Origin of the sequence: Selenomonas sp. FC4001 (assembly GCF_000701565.1) — a bacterium.
Lineage (GTDB): Bacteria > Bacillota > Negativicutes > Selenomonadales > Selenomonadaceae > Selenomonas_A > Selenomonas_A ruminantium_B.
In genome coordinates this window covers 1-18,298 of sequence record NZ_JNJF01000015.1, presented here as the reverse complement: position 1 = coordinate 18,298, position 18,298 = coordinate 1, and the positions used below count along the sequence as shown (strand labels likewise).

The following is an 18,298-nucleotide window of genomic DNA, read 5'->3' as shown; positions in this document are numbered from 1 at the left end:
CGTATTTTCCTTCACTTAGAAGCTACGCTTCAAACGTTACGGAAAACACGATAACGGTCTTTCTTATGCTATGTGCGATAAAAAAAGAAAAACAGGCATCGCCGGAGAATTTCACGGCGATGCCTGTTGTAATGCTTAAATTAAATTATTTGAGCTGAGCAGCAACTTCGGCAGCGAAGTCATCCTGCTTCTTTTCGATACCTTCGCCCAGCTGGAAGCGGGTGAATTCGGTAACCTTAACGTCGCCCAGAACGTCTTTGATGGTCTTTTCGGAATCCTTAACGAAGATCTGTTCGTTGAGGCAAACTTCCTTGTAGAACTTGTTGATACGGCCTTCAACCATGCGTTCGATGATGTTAGCCGGTTTGCCTTCTTCTTCAGCCTGCTTGCGGAGAACTTCCTTCTCGTGTTCGAGAGCGGAAGCATCAACGCCATCACGGTCAACAGCCATCGGAGCAGCTGCAGCGATCTGCATAGCGATGTCCTTGCCGAGCTGTTCGTCGCCGCCCGTCATGTTAACGAGAACGCCGATTTTACCGCCCATGTGGATGTAGCTGGCGAGACGGCCTTCGGTTTCGTAGCAAGCGAAACGACGCAGGGAAATCTTTTCGCCGATGGTAGCCGTAGCTTCGGTAATCAGCGTGGAAACCTTCTTGCCTTCGATTTCGCTGTCGTTCAGAGCGTCCATGTCAGCCGGCTTCGTAGCAACGATGTGCTCAGCAACCTTAGCCAGGAGTTCTTTGAACTGGTCGTTGCCAGCAGCAAAGTCGGTTTCGCAGTTGATTTCAACAACGCAGCCCGTCTTGCCATCAGCAGCAACGAAAGCGCCTACAGCACCTTCAGCAGCTACGCGGCCAGCCTTCTTTTCAGCTTTGGCAATGCCCTTTTCACGGAGCCAGTCAACAGCCTTGGCAGCGTCACCATCGGTAGCCGTCAGAGCCTTCTTGCAGTCCATCATGCCTGCGCCCGTCTTTTCGCGCAGTTCTTTAACCATTGCAGCCGTAATTGCCATTTATTATTTCCTCCCTAAATTCGCAAATAATATAAAAGGGTAAGGGATAATAGTCCCTTACCCCATAAGTTTTACCTTGAGCGAGTAATCAATTACTCAGCGGCAGCTTCTTCAGCGTCGCCGCCTTCACCCTGACGGCCTTCCATGATGGCATCAGCCATGCGGCCAGTCAGCAGTTTCACAGCGCGGATAGCGTCATCATTACCCGGGATTACGTAGTCAACTTCATCCGGATCGCAGTTCGTGTCAACGATAGCAACGATAGGAATGTTGAGCTTACGAGCTTCAGCAACAGCGATGCGCTCTTTGCGCGGGTCTACTACGAACAGAGCACCGGGGAGCTTGTTCATTTCTTTGATACCGCCGAGATACTTTTCGAGCTTTTCCATTTCATGACGGAGGCCCTGAACTTCTTTCTTCGTCAGAACTTCGAAAGTGCCATCAGCTTCCATAGCTTCGAGTTCCTTCAGACGGCTAACACGCTTCTGAATGGTCTGGAAGTTGGTCATCATGCCGCCCAGCCAACGTTCGTTGACATAGAACATGTTAGCACGGAGAGCTTCTTCTTTGATAGCTTCCTGAGCCTGCTTCTTCGTACCAACGAAGAGGATGCTCTTGCCTTCAGCGGCAACGTCACGCAGGAATGCGTATGCTTCATCAACCTTCTTAACGGTCTTCTGCAGGTCGATGATGTAGATACCGTTACGCTCCGTAAAGATGTATTTAGCCATCTTCGGGTTCCAACGGCGGGTCTGGTGTCCGAAATGAACACCTGCTTCAAGTAACTGTTTCATGGAAATAACTGCCATGTTGGTGCACCTCCTGTTTTTTTCTTCTGGGCTCCTCATCCTCTGCACCACCTCCATACCAAGAGGCACAGGGCAGATATCGGTAACCCATGCTTTTTTCTTACACCGCGAAAAATTATATCATAAGAAGAAGCGGGGCGCAATACCCCGCAAAAAATATTTCTCTTTATAATTACGCACAAAGCCCGGTGACTGATAATGCTTTCCCGTCGCGTTAGGCAAGCCTGCATAAGCAGAGGGAAAGTATTATCAGTCACCGGGCGTCTTAGCAGCTAGATGTAAACCATATAGTATTTACTTGCCAGCCTGCATACGATTAATAGCACTGAAAAGCGCCTGAATGGAAGCGGTGATAATATCCGTATCCATGCCGGCCCCCCAATGGATGGTACCTGCTTCATTCTTGATGCCAATATAAGCAATGGCCCGGGAATGCTGGCCGATTTCGAGAGCGTGCTCACTATAGGTAAGGTCTTTGTACGCTATGCCCAGATTCTTCTGCAGGGCATTGGACACGGCATCCAGACGGCCGTTGCCCTTAGCGACAAAGGTTTCCGGCTGGCCGTTTATCTTGATGTCCACGGTGCCGGAACGGGTGCCGTCCGGTTCCTTCTTTAATAAGAAATCAACCAGTTCATAGGGTTCTGCTACATTGACGTATTCATGCTGGAAAATCTGATAGATTTCATCCGGCATAAGTTCCTTGTGCTTGTGGTCGGAAACGGATTTTACGCAGTAACCGAAATCCTCCCGCATCTTCTTGGGCATATCGATGCCGTACTTCTGCTCCATGATAAAGCCCACGCCGCCCTTGCCGGACTGGCTGTTGATGCGGATGACATCGCCATCGTATTCGCGCCCCACATCCTGCGGGTCGATGTACAGATAGGGCAGCGTCCACTTGTCGGGATTCTTCTCAGCCTTCCACTTCATGCCCTTGGCAATGGCATCCTGATGGGAGCCGGAGAAGGCGGCAAAGACCAGCTTGCCTGCATAGGGCTGGCGGTAGCTGACCTGCATGCGGGTCAGGCGCTCGTAGGTATCCACGAGTTCGGACATATTAGAAAAGTCCAGTCCCGGGTCCACGCCCAAGGCAAACATATTCATACCCACGGTAACGATATCCACATTGCCCGTGCGCTCACCATTGCCGAACAGGGTACCTTCCACCCGGTCAGCGCCGGCCAAAAGCCCCATTTCCGTATCGGCTACGCCACAGCCGCGGTCATTGTGGGGATGGAGGGACAGCACCACATTGTCGCGGTATTTCAAATGCTTATTCATATAGGCAATCTGCATGGCATAGACATGGGGCATGGACATTTCCACCGTTACCGGCAGATTGATGATGGCCTTACGGTCTGCCGTAGGCTGCCATACATCGAGCACTGCATTGCAGACTTCCAAAGCGTATTCCGGTTCCGTGCCCGTGAAGGATTCAGGCGAATACTCAAAACGATAGTTTTCTCCGGCTTCTTCCGTGAGCTCTTTGAGGAGCTTTGCTCCTTCCACCGCAATCTGCTTGATTTCTTCCTTCGACTTGCGGAACACCTGCTCACGCTGCGCCACCGAAGTGGAATTATAGACATGAACGATGGCGTTCTTGACCCCTTTCAACGCCTCGAAGGTCTTGCGGATGATATGCTCGCGGGCCTGGGTCAATACCTGAATGGTCACATCATCCGGGATAAGGTCATCTTCCACCAGACGGCGCAGGAATTCATACTCCGTTTCCGAAGCAGCCGGGAAGCCCACCTCAATTTCCTTAAAGCCGACTTTCAGCAGCATCTTGTAGAACTCCAGCTTTTCATCCAGGTTCATGGGGATAATCAGGGCCTGATTGCCATCCCGCATATCCACACTGCACCATACCGGCGCCTTGTCAGGAGCATCCTTCTTTGCCCATTCCAGGTCAATCTCCGGCGGCATGAAATATCCTTTGCTGTATTTCTGATAATTCTTCATCGGCTTTCCCCTCCATATCAAAAAAAATCCCTTCATCTCCTTAAACAAGGAGACGAAGGGATTTACTTTAACGGCTTACAATATTTACGCGTTTCCTTGTGTCGTATACTACAATAACACAAAGAGTCTAATTTGGCAAGGTTTTTGTGTAACTTTGTAAACCGTTTTACTCATTCGCTCAAAGCTGAGCGAATGGCATTGCAGGTTTCCTCATAAACTTTTTCCACCTGCACAGCCAAAGGCTCTAGTTCATCACAGTTCTTACCAGCCCGAACAGCCTGCACCATTTCATCAGCCGCAGCAAAAAGCCGCATAAGGCTGAGATTTCCTGCCGTCCCTTTTAAGGTATGGACATGCTTGCCCGCTGTTTCCAAATTGCCTGCAGCAAAACTTTCCTGGAAGTGGGCAAAGGAGCCATCCCCTAAGAATTTCAGCAAAAATTTGTGGTACAAGGCCACGTTTCCCATAAAGCGTTCCAATCCTTTGTTGTAATCAACACCTGCATCACCGAATACCTGCTTGATGTCCAACTGCTCCATACAGCTCGCTTCCCTTCTACAACACCTATGGCTTCATCCTTACTTGATAAACTGATCAATCGCCTTATTCAACTGTTCCAGAGCCTCCTGGTCGTTATCCCGCACGGCATCCACAATGCAGTGTTCCATATGGTCCTTGAGGATAATCTTGCTGACTCCGTTAATGGCGCTTTTGACCGCCGACAGCTGAATCAGTACCTCGCTGCAGTCACGGCCGTCCTCCACCATGGTCTTGATGGACTCCAGGTGGCCGATAAGCCGGGACATGCGGTTCAGCACTGCTTTGGTATGGGCATGGCTATGGGTGTGACCATGGCCCGGCCCATGGGAATGTGTTACGACTGTGCCGTCTGCCAGCACATGGGTATGTTCATGTTCGTGGTGATCCTGTTTGCTATGTTCCATAACATTATTCTACCGCAATTATAATATTCTCGCCGTTGATGTTCCATTCCTTCTCGTTGCCGGAAAGTTTTCCATAATTTACTTCGTCAGCGAGGGTAATTTCTTTGAGATAGTCCTCATTCTTCGCCACAATGGCCTGCAGTTTTTCATTGCCGGACAGGCTGACTTTGATATGGTCGGTGACTTCAAAGCCATTTTCCTTACGCATGGTCTGTACCTTGCTGATGATTTCGCGAACGAAACCTTCTTCTAAAAGTTCTTCCGTCAGCGTGGTGTCGAGCGCAATGGTTACGCCGTTATAACGCTGGCAGTTGAAGCCTTCGGTCTGCGCCATGGAAACTTCCACATCTTCGGTCGTGAGCGTCACTTCGCCATCCGGCAGAGCCACGACGAGTTTGCCCGTGGCATCGAGTTCAGCCTTGGCCTTATGCCCGTTGAGTTTTTCCAGAGCGGCCTTGACGGCACCAATCTGCTTGCCAACCTTCGGGCCGAGCACGCGGAAGTTCGGCTTGAAGCTATAAGTCAGATATTCTTCCATATCGTCCTTGAACACAACTTCCTTGACGTTGAGTTCGTCAGCCACGATTTCCTTGAAGAAGTCGGAGAGTTCGCGTTCTGCATTCACATACATATGGGCCACCGGCTGGCGGTTCTTGATGTTGGTTTCGTTGCGGGACGCACGACCAAGAACAACGATTTCGAGCACGAGTTCCATGTTCTTTTCGAGTTCTTCATCAATCCAGGCCTCGTTGACCGTCGGATAATCGGCCAGATGAACCGATTCCGGAGCCGTCTTATCAATGCTGCAAACGAGGTTGCGGTAGATGGATTCGGTGATGAACGGAACCATGGGAGCGGCAGCTTTGGCCGTGGTTACGAGTGCCGTCCAGAGGGTCATGTAAGCGTTAATCTTATCCTGCTCCATGCCCTTGGCCCAGAAACGGGCACGGCTGCGGCGCACATACCAGTTGGACAGTTCGTCCGTGAAGGCCTGCAAAGCCTTTGCAGCTTCGGTAACCTTGTAATTTGCAAGGTCGCTGTCCACTTCCTTGACCATGGTATTTAAGCGGCTCAGCACCCATTTATCCATGACCGGCAGCTTGTCGTAGTCGAGCGTGTACTTCGTGGCATCGAAGTTGTCGATGTTAGCATAGAGCACGAAGAACGCATAGGTATTCCAGAGCGTGCCCATGAACTTGCGCTGACCTTCCTGCACTGCATCATCATGGAAGCGGTTCGGCAGCCACGGCGCACTGTTTTCGTAGAAGTACCAGCGGATAGCGTCAGCGCCATGCTGGCCGAGTGCCTGCATGGGGTCAACAGCGTTGCCCTTAGACTTACTCATCTTGCGGCCGTCCTTATCCTGTACATGGCCGAGCACGATGACGTTCTTGTACGGTGCTTCATCAAAGAGCAGCGTGGAGATGGCAATCAGCGAGTAGAACCAGCCGCGGGTCTGGTCAACGGCTTCGGAGATGAAATCTGCCGGGAAGCGCTTCTCGAAGATGTCCTTGTTCTCAAACGGATAGTGCCACTGGGCAAACGGCATGGAACCGGAGTCGAACCAGCAGTCGATAACTTCCGGTACACGGTGCATTTCCTTACCGCATTCCGGGCATTTGATGGTCACGGCATCGATGTACGGACGGTGCAGTTCGATATCATCCGGGCAGTTGTCGCTCATTTCCTTGAGTTCAGCAATGGAGCCAATCGTGTGCTGATGACCGCATTCGCATTCCCAAACCGGCAGCGGCGTACCCCAGTAACGGTTACGGGACAGGCCCCAATCCTGTACATGTTCGAGCCAGTCACCGAAACGGCCTTCGCCGATGGATTTCGGAATCCAGTTGACCTTGTTGTTGTTGGCAATCAGCTTGTCTTTGACATCCGTCATCTTGATGAACCAGGTTTCACGCGCATAGTAGATGAGCGGCGTGTCGCAGCGCCAGCAGTGCGGATAGCTGTGCTCAAACTTCGGTGCCTTGAAGAGCTTGCCGCTCTTTTTGAGGTCGTCGATAATCAGCGGGTCAGCATCTTTTACAAATACGCCAGCCCAGTCGGTTTCTTCCGTCATTTCGCCCTTGTTGTTGACGAACTGCACGAACGGCATATCGTACTTGCGGCAGACGCGGTTATCGTCCTCACCGAAGGCCGGGGCGATATGAACGATACCCGTACCATCGGAAGTCGTAACATAGTCATCGCAGACCACGAAGAATGCCTTTTTCTTGAGTTTGCCGACAGCATAGTCATAGAGCGGTTCATATTCGCGGTATTCGAGGTCCTTGCCCTTGTACTTTTCGAGGACTTCGCGCTCGCCTTCGACACCTTCAAAGACCGTATCCACGAGAGCTTCGGCCATGTAGTAAACCGTGCCGTCAACCTTAATTTTTACATAATCCACTTCCGGATTTACGCAGAGGCCGAGGTTCGAGGGCAGCGTCCAGGGCGTCGTCGTCCAAGCGAGGAAGTAAGCATCTTCGTCTTTAACCTTGAACTTAACCATGGCGGAACGCTCTTTGACGTCCTTATAGCCCTGGGCTACTTCGTGGGAAGACAGCGGTGTGCCGCAGCGCGGGCAGTAGGGAACGACCTTATGGCCCTTGTAGAGCAGGCCCTTCTTCCAGATTTCCTTGAGTGCCCACCATTCGGATTCAATGAAGTCATTTTCGTAGGTGATGTAGGGATGCTCCATATCAGCCCAGAAGCCAACGACATCGGAGAATTCTTCCCACATGCCCTTGTACTTCCAAACGGATTCACGGCACTTCTTGATGAACGGCTCGATGCCGTATTCTTCAATCTGTTCCTTGCCGTTGATGCCCACAAGTTTTTCGACTTCGAGCTCTACCGGCAGGCCGTGCGTATCCCAGCCAGCCTTGCGCAGAACTTTCTTGCCCTTCATGGACTGGTAGCGCGGCAGCATATCCTTGATAACACGCGTCAGCACGTGACCGATATGCGGCTTACCGTTAGCCGTCGGTGGGCCATCATAGAACGTAAAGGTATCGCAGCCTTCACGCTGGTCAATCGCCTTCTGCGCGATGTTATTCTTCTTCCAGAAATCCAGAACTTCCTTTTCTCTGTCCACGAAGTTCAAATTGGTGTCAACCTTGCTGTACAAACGAACTCCTCCTCCAAAAACAAGCAAGATGAAAAATCTCCCGATTTTTCATCAGCCCTTACATGAAATCTAACTGATTCTGCGTCCTGCGGACTTGACTCACTAAGATTTCCTAGTAAAAAAGCCTGCACCCCAAAAACAGGATGCAGGTATACCTACACTTATAAACCACCTATTTTTCACGTACCATCATACGCTATTCCGTAACGGGGAATACCGGCGAAGCTTACTGCCTCCCAAAAGGAATTTCAGCCCGCTGCTCCGAAGTGATTTTCGCCCCCTAATACTCTCTACCGGCTTGCACCTGCCCCGGCTCGCTAAAGATTTCTTTCAGAGGTTACTGTCTTCATCAACGCATTTACACATTAACAGGTCATAGTTTATCATAAATTCCACACAAATACAACGGCAATTTGCAAATTATGCCAAATTGGCAGCTTCACTCTGCAATTCGATAAGGTATCTGCCCACGGCATCCTGCCAGCGCGGCAATGGCTTAAAGCCAGCTTCGACCAGCGCCGCCTTGCTCATGCGGGAATTTTTCGGCCGCACGGCCTTGGTCGGATAAGCCGAAGAATCCACCGGCGTAACCGTAACTTCCCTGCCCGCCTGACGAAAAACTTCCGCGGCAAATTCAGCCCAGGAGCAGAAACCTTCATTGGTCGCATGATAGACGCCGTATTTTTCCGTGGCTGCCATGTCAGCCAACAGCACCGCCAAATCCCGCGTGTATGTGGGCGAACCAATCTGGTCGCCGACCACGGTGAGTTCCTTGTGGGTCTTAGCAAGGTTCAGCATCGTGCGGATAAAGTTCTTGCCGTTAATACCGAACACCCACGAAATGCGGACGATAAAATATTTCTGCAAGAGTTCCTGCACAGCCTGTTCGCCGAGCAACTTCGACTTGCCGTAAACATTCTGCGGACCCTTATCATCAGCAGGTTCATAAGGTTCTTCCCCCTCCCCGGGAAAGACATAATCCGTGCTAATATAAATCATCTTGGCACCGATTTCAGCACAGGCCTTGGCAATATGGCGCGACCCTTCTGCATTGACCGCCATACACTTTTCCTGTTCATCCTCAGCCTTATCCACCGCCGTATAAGCCGCACCATGCAGCACCACATCCGGCGCATATTCCTTGATATATTTTTCCACAGCCGCACCATCGGTCAGAGAAAAATCCTTGCTCGACACGCCCTGCACCTCAACGCCACGGCACTTGAACTCATTGACACAATCATGCCCTAACTGACCAGTCCCCCCTGTGACCAAAACCTTCATTAAGAACATCCTCTCCATTTATATCAAATAATAATTTTCTCAATGTTAGTCATAATTCTACACAAACGAGCAAACTCCTGCAAAAATATATAAGTTGGTGATGTTTTCCGCAGCTTTTGACAAACCTGTCTATGGCGAAGGAAAATATTACCAGTTCCCACGGGCGCCTTAACATATCATTGTGACACACGCAATAAGCCCGGTGGCTGATAATGCTTTTCCGTCGCGTTAGGCAAGCCTGCATAAGCAGAGGAAAAGTATTGTCAGCCACCGGGCGTTTTAGCACATATTTGTAATGCAATCATTACCGGTCACCGCGCGCCTTATCACTGCGGTGTCAACTTACCCCAAACACCGTCCTTATACAACTTCAAGAGCTCAACGGTATAAATCTCTCCGCAAGTCACTTCATCATCCGTATAAACGCGGATATAATTATCCGTGAGCCCATCGGTAACACCATCGGTATTGGTTTCAAACAGCACCCGCATGGTCTTGCCCAAAAAGCTCTTATGGAACTCCTCGGTCTTGCGGGCTGCCAGTTCCTGCATGCGGTGCGCGCGTTCCTTCTTCACCGTCTCCTGAATCTGGTCCTTGCGCTCTGCCGCCGGCGTGCCGCTGCGCTTAGAATACGGGAACACATGCATGCGGGAGAAGTTCATCTTCTCCACAAATTCCAGCCCGCGGGCAAACTGTTCTTCCGTTTCCCCTGGGAAGCCCACGATAATATCTGTGGACACCGCCACCCCCGGCACTTCCCGCTTCACCTGCTCAATCAGGCGGCCAAACTCTGCCGTGTCGTAATGGCGGTTCATATCCTTGAGCACTTCATCGGAACCTGCCTGCAAGGGCAAATGCAGATGGGCACAGAAACGCTCGTCCTCGCGAATAAGGGCAAATAAATCCGGTGACAGTTCAATGGACTCCAAAGAACCCAGACGCAGGCGCTTTAAGCCCTCCACCTTGAGCACTTCGCGGCAGGCATCAGCCAGCGTGACTTCGCCGCCCAAATCCTTGCCATAAGCGCCCAAATGAATGCCGGTCAGCACGATTTCCTTAAAGCCGGCATCCACGAGTTTCTTGGCTTCGCTATGAATCTTATCCAAATGCCGCGACTTCACGGGGCCACGGGCATAGGGAATGATGCAGTAGGAGCAGAAATTCTGACAGCCGTCCTCAATCTTGAGGAAAGCGCGGGTACGCTGAGGCATATCGTAGATGGGGATATCCTCGAATTCACGAGCCTCCATGATATTGCCCACTTCGTCCAATATGCCATCTTCGCGGGCCGCCTGTTCCACGTATTCCACAATCTTACTGCGTTCCTTCGTGCCCAGGACCACGCGCACGCCTTCAATGGCCTTGATTTCTTCGGGGTGAACCTGCGAATAACAGCCGCATACGGCGATAATCGCCTTATCGTTGGTACGCTGTGCACGGCGGATAATCTGCCGGGACTTTCTATCACCCAGACTCGTCACCGAGCAGGTATTTATCACATAAAAGTCTGCCTTTTCCTCGAAGGGTACGATATCGTAGCCGCTTTTCTTGAACAGACCTTCCATGGTTTCCGTTTCAAACTGATTGACCTTGCAGCCCAAGGTCGTAAGTGCCACCTTTGGCAATATACTTCTTCCTTTCTTAACCTAAGTCTCCATTTTCATACTGCGCTATTGTTACTGCGGCAATAGCTGCAGTTTCCGCCCGCAGGATTCTGGGGCCTAAAGTCACCGCCTTACCGCCTGCTTCCTGCACCGCTTGCGCCTCATCAAGCGTAAAGCCGCCTTCGGGACCGATAAGCAGTACCAGCCGCTTGCCTTTAGCTCCCTGCAAGCATGATTTTACCGTGTAATCCTCTTCATTTTCGTAACAAAAGACAATTTCCGTATCTTCGCCGCTAAAATTCTGGAGCAAAGTTGACATGTCAACAATGGCGGAAACCTCGGTCAATGCCGTGCGGCCACACTGCTTAGCGGCTTCTTCGGCAATCTTCTGCCAGCGCTGCTGACGGGCCGCTGCTTTTTTCGCATCATAGCGCACCACGCAGTTATGGCTCTTGACGGGGACGATTTCCGTTACCCCCAACTCTACCGCCTTCTGCACCACATAGTCCATCTTGTCAGCCTTTAAGAGACACTGCGCGAGCACCAGTTCCAAAGGAGATTCGGTATTGGCCGCGAGGCGCTCTTTCAAGACCAGCGTCACTGCATCTTCCCGAAAGGCCGTCATTTCCATGCGGGCTACACTGCCTTCATCATCCACTACCGTGACTTCCTGCCCGGCTTTGGCCCGCATCACGTGCATGAGGTGATGGGCATCACTGCCAGTTATCTCGATGGTGTCGGCAAGCAGCCCTTTATAAAACAGCCGTCTCATTTATTTTCTCCCCGGCTGATGGTCATGGCCACCCAGCCTTTTTCTTCCGTCACCTTGTCCACGACAAAGCCATGTGCCAGGCAGGCTTCCGTCACATCGGCCAGGCGCTCGGAGATAATGCCCGACGCCAGCAGGCGGCCGCCTTCGGCCAAATGTTCATCGAGTTCGTCAAAGAGCATGATGATGATATCGGCGATAATGTTGGCCACGATTAAGTCCGCCTTGCCGTCAAAGGATTTCAAGATATCGCTGACGCCAGTTTTGACCACATCTTCCACGCCGTTCTGACGGATATTTTCCGCCGCTACATCCACGGCTACCTTATCGTAGTCCATAGCGGTAACATCCGTGGCGCCAAGTTTAGCGGCGGCAATCGAGAGCACGCCGGAACCCGTACCCACATCAAAAATCCGCATGCCGCCCTTGACAAGCGTTTCCAATTCCCGCAGGCACATTGCCGTAGTCGGATGAGTGCCGGTACCAAAAGCCGAACCGGGGTCAAGCTCAATCACGATATCGTCAGGGCTGGCTTCGTAATCTTCCCAGGTCGGCTTAATGACCAGCATGCCGCCCACCTTTTCCGGATGGAAATAAGCCTTCCAATTATCCGCCCAATCTTCATCACGGACGGTATTCCAGGAAATCGTGCAGGGGCCCTTTTCCATATCATCATCCGTCATGGATTTGAAGTCCTTAATCCGCAGTTCAAAGGTGCGCAGCTTGTCATCCAAATCCTCGTCCACAGGCAGATAAGCCTTTACCGTCACGATACTGGTGTCTTCCGCCCGCTCAATGCCGGAAAAATCCCACTGCCCCGCATCTATATAGTTGTTCAAAAGCTCCGGGTCTTCAATAACCACACCGGATGCGCCCAGGTCATGATAAATTTCTGCCACCACATCCGTGGCCTCATGGGTAGTCTGAATACTGACTTCCGCCCACTGCATGTACATCGCTCCTTTATATTTTCAGCAATTATCTAATTATATAAGCTTACTCCACCGCCGTCAATCATTTGGGCAAACTCTATAGCCATCAAGCCAGCGACGCCAAAAGGATTTTGACATTTTCCGTGCTGTACTCAATCTGCTCAGACCAACGGCGTATTGACTCGTCAAGTTGACCGGTCAATTGACATGTCAAATAGATAAAATCGGCGTTCATCTGTGCATAGGAAAGCACCGTCCCCCAGCCGTACTGCGGTACATGCTCCAGCGCACGATACAGAATATATTGATAGATACGGTCAAAAACCTGCGGAACTTCACCACCAGCCACAAACGGTGCAGCGCGCAACTGCTCCATCTGTGCCGTCCATGCCGCATCAATTGGCTCGGTCTTTTGCATGCAGGCCAGCACAAAATCTGCATCCTCGGCCGTCATACCTGCCTGATAACATAAATCCTCATCACTTGCCGGCAGTGCCAGGCATTGCAATAATTCATGCAGCGACAGTTTCTCGCCGTTTTCTGTCCGAAAACTCAGTGGCGCAGTATCTGCCAGTAATAATTCACAGCTTTTTTCACAGCTAAGCCCCACACCAGCCAGCTCATAATCGCCCACCATCACAAAGAATCGCGGATGATTCGTGCAAATATCACAAAGGATGGACTCGCCAGCCCTGCGGATGAGTTCACATAAGCCATCCGTACAAAGGAACGGACAGCGCTCATCCCCCCCCAGCCGAAACTGCCAGACGCCATCATTCTCAACGATATTTTGCCGGATTTTCTCACCGAGCGCTCCCTCAATCTGCTGATATTTTGCCGACGTTGCCGCATCAATATCGATTTCCCAGCCAGCACAGCAAGTATGCCGACATTTATCGGCCTTGCAGCAGAAATCCTCATAAAAGTCAGGATATATTGTTGTTGAAAGCAAACCAACACTCCTCATATATACACAGATAAAGATACGCTATATTATAGCACATTTCTCCGCAACATTTTTAGCCCAGGCGGACGAATCGTACGCCTGGGCTTCTTTTACTTATTATCTTTTACTTAAGATTATTTTCTTTGTCGAAGTTCTTCCAGAATTCTTCACGGCTGATTTTCTGCCCCTGCTTGTTGACGTAAATAGTCGGGGTGTCTAAATCTGGAATGGGATTGCCCTGTGGGTCATAACCGCTGATAGCATTGGCTTTGTATCCGGTGTACCCCAGAGATTTCATTACCGCTTCAACCTCTTGCCCGTCCTTGATAAGACCACGTTTCATAAGCTCGAATCCATCTTCCAGAGCCTCTTGGAATGAACCACCTGCCACATTATCAAGCTGTGCGTCGTCCATCTTGCTCATTTTCTTTAATTCAGCTAACGTTGTCATTTGTGATTACTCCCTTCTTTTTTAACCGTTTCCCTGCCATCCGTGCAGGTTTTTCTTCTTTCTAGTCTTTATATCCATGAACTCAAAAATTGTGTGGTGAGTCATGGAAAAAATTTAATTTTTTTTGGCATCTCCATAAGTGATTGCCAACATGGTGATATCATCGGACTGTTCCGCATCTCCAACAAATTTCCCCAAATCCGCCCAGACACAGCCCAAAAGCTCCTGCATAGAACGAGCCTTACCTGCTGCTTCACTATTTAGGAAATCCGCCAGCTTATCCATCGAATACATCCTGCGTTCTTTATTTTCCGCCTCGGTTACGCCATCCGTATAAAGGAAAATGACATCCCCTTTGGTAAGTTGCACTTCATCACTAGCATATTGCCAATCTTCCATCACAGCAAAAGCAAAATTCCGTTTCATGCGCAATGGCTTGAAAACATTGCCATCCTGCTGCTGGCGTAACAACGGCGGATTATGGCCAGCATTCACGAAACGTAACAGGCCAGAACTTAAGTCAAGGACACCGAGGAATACCGTGACAAAAAATGTTTGGTCGTTATTTTCGCACAGGCGTTCATTAGCCTTTATCACGGCTTTTTCCAGTTCATCAGGATTTTCCATGGATAGCAAGCAGAGTTTCAAGCAGTTCTTCGCGGCAGCCATAAATAGTGCCGCTGGAATGCCCTTGCCGGACACATCAGCAATTACAAAAGCCAAATGATTTTCATCCAGCATATAAAAATCATAAAAATCACCACCCACGGTTTTGGCTGGCACCATGGATGCGAACATATCGAAACGGCCACTTCCCAAAGTGAAATCGTTGGGCAGCATGCTGAACTGGATTTGCGATGCTACATTCAGCTCCGTAGCAATGCGCTCCTTATCAGCTGTGATTTTGGTAAGATTGGCAATATACTCCTGCAGTTCATGCGTCATGGTATTAAAGGAGTTCGCCAACAGCTCAATTTCATCGCCAGTATGAACATCAATCTTCTTTTCCAAATTACCCTTTGCTATTTCCTGTACACCAGTTGTCAGTTTATGAATGGGCCGTACAAACTTCTTTGCTAGTACATGGCTAAGGATTAGCAAGAGCACCAATACCACCAGCAAAGCAGCTGCCAGTATCAGATTGAAGTGATGATAGGACGCATCCACGTTGGTTTGAAAATCCTTCAGCATATTCAGGAACATTTCTCGTATACCATCAGCCTGATTATGCACCACATCAATCGGTGTAAGTATGCCTAAGCTCCAACCAATGGTTTTCATTGGGGCAAATGCGAGGTAATAGGGAATGCCATTTACTTCGACATAACGTACACCACTTTTTTTATCGACCATCTCCGTGGCAGCTTTGGCCATAGTGCCGGACAGGGCTTTGCGAATATCATTGCCCGTGGATACAGTGAGGTCACCAGTTTCATGTGAGGAAACGACCACCTCCCCCTTGTCGGTCAATACAAAACATGGATAGGGATTGACGGTTGGATCCATCAGCACATCATGCCAAACATCCAAATACATGCCAAATCCCAAAACTCCGGCAAAGCCATTGTCATCATAGTAGGGTGCGCCACAGGTAATACATGGTTTTCCTGTCACATAGTCCGTATACACATCGCTAAACACCAGCTTATCTGCCTTCTTGGCCGCCAGATACCAAGTACGCTCCCGTGCCTCAAAGATATGCGTTCCATCCATCTCATCACTCGGACCATCGTCAGGCATGATATCGACCGTGAGAAAATAGCCATGCTCCGACGCCGCATAAACCGACACCCGGTGCGGTTTATAGGTTAACGCAATGTTCACCATTTCATCCTGTATCGTCGAGGCAATCCCAATTTCATGCCGCAATGCCTTGTCCTGAGCAATTTCTTCGTTGCTATAAAGGATATAAGCCTGTCCGCTCATAATTTTATCTTTCAGCGGGTCAGCGATAGTTCTCTCATTGTAATACTCCGGATGCTTAGATATCCTCGTCATGCTTTTGGATAAAACCTTAACATCATTGACGACATCAACGATCAAGTCATCAGCTTGATGAGCCTGTGACGCAGCCAATCGCAGCAAAGTGTCTTTTCCCTGATTCTCCGAACTCTGCCATAGTTCAGTTGCTGTTGTTTTGGAAAAATCATTGACCAGCTGCGCCGTAGACTCCTGAATGGCATCATGCGTAAGCAGTGTTATCCCCGTATATATAAGGAAACTTAGACCTATCCCCAATAACATCAGGAGTAATATACGAATTTGTATCTTCATGATAACTCCTCTTTTAGTTAAAACAATTGCTCAGCACGCTTTCCTTATTTAGGGATAATTCTCCACTATGGCTGACAAATCCTTTAATTGACTTTTCCCTGTCAGTGTATACATCCGATTGTCGTGAAGTATCTCGTCTGACCAAGATAGCAAAAGGCACTGTGAAAATGTGGACTATAAATTAATCACACATTTCACAGTGCCTGCTACTGTATTAATCTTTACTTGTTTTATGGCAACTGCTCAGTTGTAGCATAAATGTCAACTAATATATCCATATTAGAATCTTTCAGCATATCCTGTACAAATCCCCTCACACCACACAGCGCAAAGGATTTCTTGACCGCTTTGGCTTGTTTAATCAATCGGAACATTGCACGCAAGCCAGCACTTGAAATGTATTCCAGCCCTGTAAGGTCAAGCGCCAGTTTACTATTCTCTGCCAGCAGCTTTTCCCCTTGCCTGCCTGTTTCATCGGCGTTCATTCTATCCAAACGCCCGCTGATAGATAAGATGACCCAACTGCCTTCCTCTCTGACATCCCAATTCATATTCTCCATAATCTACTCCTTTAATCAGCAACGGATGAAAATCTGTCACATTCCTACAAAAATTATTCATTTTTAATTTTATCGCCTAAATCATCAAAGAACTTTTTGCTGATGCGCCCAAAGATTCCCTGCTGGCCATGGTCTGAACTGTCACGCTTACGCAGTTCGTCCCGGCTCATGACCTTCTTGCCTGTCTTGGCATCATACACATCAAAGCGAACGCGAACCGTGGAGGTCGGTACGGTGCGAGCTGGATGATAGACTGGCACCGTGTAATCATATCTTTCCTCATGCCAGGTTCCATCCGACCATTTTACTTTACGGGTGGAAGTACGCGTTTCCCAAGAAGTATAGGCATCAATGACATAGGAATCATTATGCCATTTCAGCATCTCCGCCATGATGTAGATATCCGCGCCCTCCAGCGGACTGCCGGGCGAAATTGCCACAGTCTTGTCGGCTCTAATCATCTTATACGGCGGGCGGGCTGCTGTTTTAAGGTATTCCTCCAGCATGACCGCCTCAATCAAATCGTTGTCAATTTCTGACTTGTCAACTACGACCACATCATAAACAATGGCCTTCTTCACCCGCGTAAAATCATAGTGTTCATCCACCCAGTTAATCTTCTCTGCACTGGCCGCCAGCGGATAAGCCATGAGCAAACACAGAACAAGCAACCACCGCCAAGATTGAACAACATGCTTAGACATTTCCTTTACCATCTTCAGCCCCCCTCGCAAATTTCTTATCATAATTTCTTATCATATAGTATTTATCGTACAAATGCGCGTACAACTTAAATGTTTATAACACAATTCAGGTCATTCTCTATCTGGTACATGATGGATGCGCATATACAAAGAATTTTGACCCTTGAAATTGTAATATGATGGTGTAATAAACGTATATATAGACAAAGGTGATAAGGTCAAAAATAACTAGGCACATGAGATAAGGGGGGGAATGAGCATGTCAAAGAAGGTCGAATTAAACGAAATGGAACTGGAAAAAGCTTCCGGCGGTAATATTATTAAAGATATCACCAATTTCGTTGAAGATGTGGTCGACGAGGTATCGGAAAATATACTTGGGCTAGACACAAAAGAATTCGCGAAAGTTTATGATAAAACAAATTATGGCGGAGATGACAAAGATGATAGCAGCAAACCAGCACCGTCGATATCACATCAAAACAACAGCATAGCAGATCGTGGCCTGTGAAAAATATCATAAAAAACAAAGAGGTTTGCCGACATAAGTTAGCAAACCTCTTTTTCTTAGACCATAGCAGAGCGCAGGCGAGGGTGTGAATAAAAGTCTGTAAATAGGTCTTCTATGACTTTAGCATTTATGTATTTTACGGTTGTAATCTGTCAGGGTACATAATGGTCAACTCGCCCCTTACCTTACCCCAGTTCCGAATTGGCATAGTCCATTTCTTGGTAGCCTCAAACGTTGCCAGATACAATGCCTTCAGCAATGCCTGCTGGCTGGGGAAAACACTTCGCTGGCTGTTCAGACGGCGATATGAGGAATTCAGGCTCTCAATGGCGTTGGTCGTGTAAAAGGCTGTACGGACGTCTGTTGAGAACTTGAATATCGGCGTTATTACATCCCAGTTGTCAAACCA

17 protein-coding genes are annotated in these 18,298 nt (G+C 49.2%); 1 reads left to right on the top strand and 16 read right to left on the bottom strand.

Going from position 1 to position 18,298, the window contains the following annotated elements; translation table 11 throughout:
* Nucleotides 1-145 precede the first annotated feature (145 nt).
* The 15 genes from tsf to T320_RS07560 form a co-directional block, all read right to left on the bottom strand.
* The gene (gene tsf, locus T320_RS07630) at nt 146-1,012 is read right to left on the bottom strand and encodes a translation elongation factor Ts (protein ID WP_026760183.1); all 867 of its coding nucleotides are present in this window, start codon (nt 1,010-1,012) and stop codon (nt 146-148) included.
* A gap of 92 nt (nt 1,013-1,104) precedes the next feature.
* A complete protein-coding gene (gene rpsB / locus T320_RS07625) occupies nt 1,105-1,821 on the bottom strand; it encodes a 30S ribosomal protein S2 (RefSeq protein WP_037354550.1) in 717 nt (238 codons plus the stop codon).
* 294 nt (nt 1,822-2,115) lie between these two features.
* A complete protein-coding gene (locus tag T320_RS07620) occupies nt 2,116-3,786 on the bottom strand; it encodes a 2-isopropylmalate synthase (protein ID WP_037354548.1) in 1,671 nt (556 codons plus the stop codon).
* Between the two features lie 170 nt (nt 3,787-3,956).
* Complete coding sequence (locus T320_RS07615; protein WP_051608663.1) at nt 3,957-4,325, bottom strand: Hpt domain-containing protein; 369 nt, start codon at nt 4,323-4,325, stop codon at nt 3,957-3,959.
* Nucleotides 4,326-4,364: 39 nt separating this feature from the next.
* On the bottom strand, nt 4,365-4,730 hold the full coding sequence (locus T320_RS07610; RefSeq protein WP_051608662.1) for a metal-sensing transcriptional repressor: 366 nt from the start codon (nt 4,728-4,730) through the stop codon (nt 4,365-4,367).
* Nucleotides 4,731-4,734: 4 nt separating this feature from the next.
* Nucleotides 4,735-7,854 (bottom strand): isoleucine--tRNA ligase, encoded by a 3,120-nt coding sequence (gene ileS, locus T320_RS07605; RefSeq protein ID WP_037354546.1) that lies wholly within the window; start codon nt 7,852-7,854, stop codon nt 4,735-4,737.
* Nucleotides 7,855-8,274: 420 nt separating this feature from the next.
* Nucleotides 8,275-9,138, bottom strand: coding sequence for a dTDP-4-dehydrorhamnose reductase (rfbD, locus tag T320_RS07600; RefSeq protein WP_037354544.1), 864 nt, complete (start codon nt 9,136-9,138; stop codon nt 8,275-8,277).
* Nucleotides 9,139-9,464: 326 nt separating this feature from the next.
* On the bottom strand, nt 9,465-10,763 hold the full coding sequence (gene mtaB / locus T320_RS07595; protein WP_037354542.1) for a tRNA (N(6)-L-threonylcarbamoyladenosine(37)-C(2))-methylthiotransferase MtaB: 1,299 nt from the start codon (nt 10,761-10,763) through the stop codon (nt 9,465-9,467).
* Between the two features lie 16 nt (nt 10,764-10,779).
* Nucleotides 10,780-11,514, bottom strand: coding sequence for a 16S rRNA (uracil(1498)-N(3))-methyltransferase (locus T320_RS07590; protein ID WP_037354540.1), 735 nt, complete (start codon nt 11,512-11,514; stop codon nt 10,780-10,782).
* Complete coding sequence (gene prmA / locus T320_RS07585) at nt 11,511-12,461, bottom strand: 50S ribosomal protein L11 methyltransferase (RefSeq protein WP_037354538.1); 951 nt, start codon at nt 12,459-12,461, stop codon at nt 11,511-11,513. The genes T320_RS07590 and prmA overlap by 4 nt, the downstream gene beginning before the upstream one ends.
* A gap of 88 nt (nt 12,462-12,549) precedes the next feature.
* Nucleotides 12,550-13,395 (bottom strand): flagellin lysine-N-methylase, encoded by an 846-nt coding sequence (gene fliB / locus T320_RS07580; RefSeq protein WP_051608661.1) that lies wholly within the window; start codon nt 13,393-13,395, stop codon nt 12,550-12,552.
* Between the two features lie 118 nt (nt 13,396-13,513).
* Entirely contained in the window at nt 13,514-13,840 is a 327-nt protein-coding gene (locus tag T320_RS07575; RefSeq protein ID WP_037354533.1) for a hypothetical protein, read from the bottom strand.
* Between the two features lie 114 nt (nt 13,841-13,954).
* Entirely contained in the window at nt 13,955-16,114 is a 2,160-nt protein-coding gene (locus T320_RS13985) for a SpoIIE family protein phosphatase (RefSeq protein WP_081824793.1), read from the bottom strand.
* Nucleotides 16,115-16,344: 230 nt separating this feature from the next.
* Nucleotides 16,345-16,674 (bottom strand): STAS domain-containing protein, encoded by a 330-nt coding sequence (locus T320_RS07565; protein ID WP_051598517.1) that lies wholly within the window; start codon nt 16,672-16,674, stop codon nt 16,345-16,347.
* Nucleotides 16,675-16,727: 53 nt separating this feature from the next.
* Nucleotides 16,728-17,390, bottom strand: coding sequence for a hypothetical protein (locus tag T320_RS07560; protein ID WP_037354531.1), 663 nt, complete (start codon nt 17,388-17,390; stop codon nt 16,728-16,730).
* Between the two features lie 247 nt (nt 17,391-17,637).
* Here T320_RS07560 and T320_RS07555 point away from each other — a divergent pair, with 247 nt between their 5' ends.
* The gene (locus T320_RS07555; RefSeq protein WP_037354529.1) at nt 17,638-17,889 is read left to right on the top strand and encodes a hypothetical protein; all 252 of its coding nucleotides are present in this window, start codon (nt 17,638-17,640) and stop codon (nt 17,887-17,889) included.
* A 136-nt stretch (nt 17,890-18,025) separates the two neighbouring features.
* On the opposite strand, the gene T320_RS07550 is transcribed toward T320_RS07555, so the two are convergent.
* The coding region (locus T320_RS07550) for a transposase (protein WP_037354528.1) at nt 18,026-18,298 on the bottom strand (273 nt) is incomplete at its 5' end.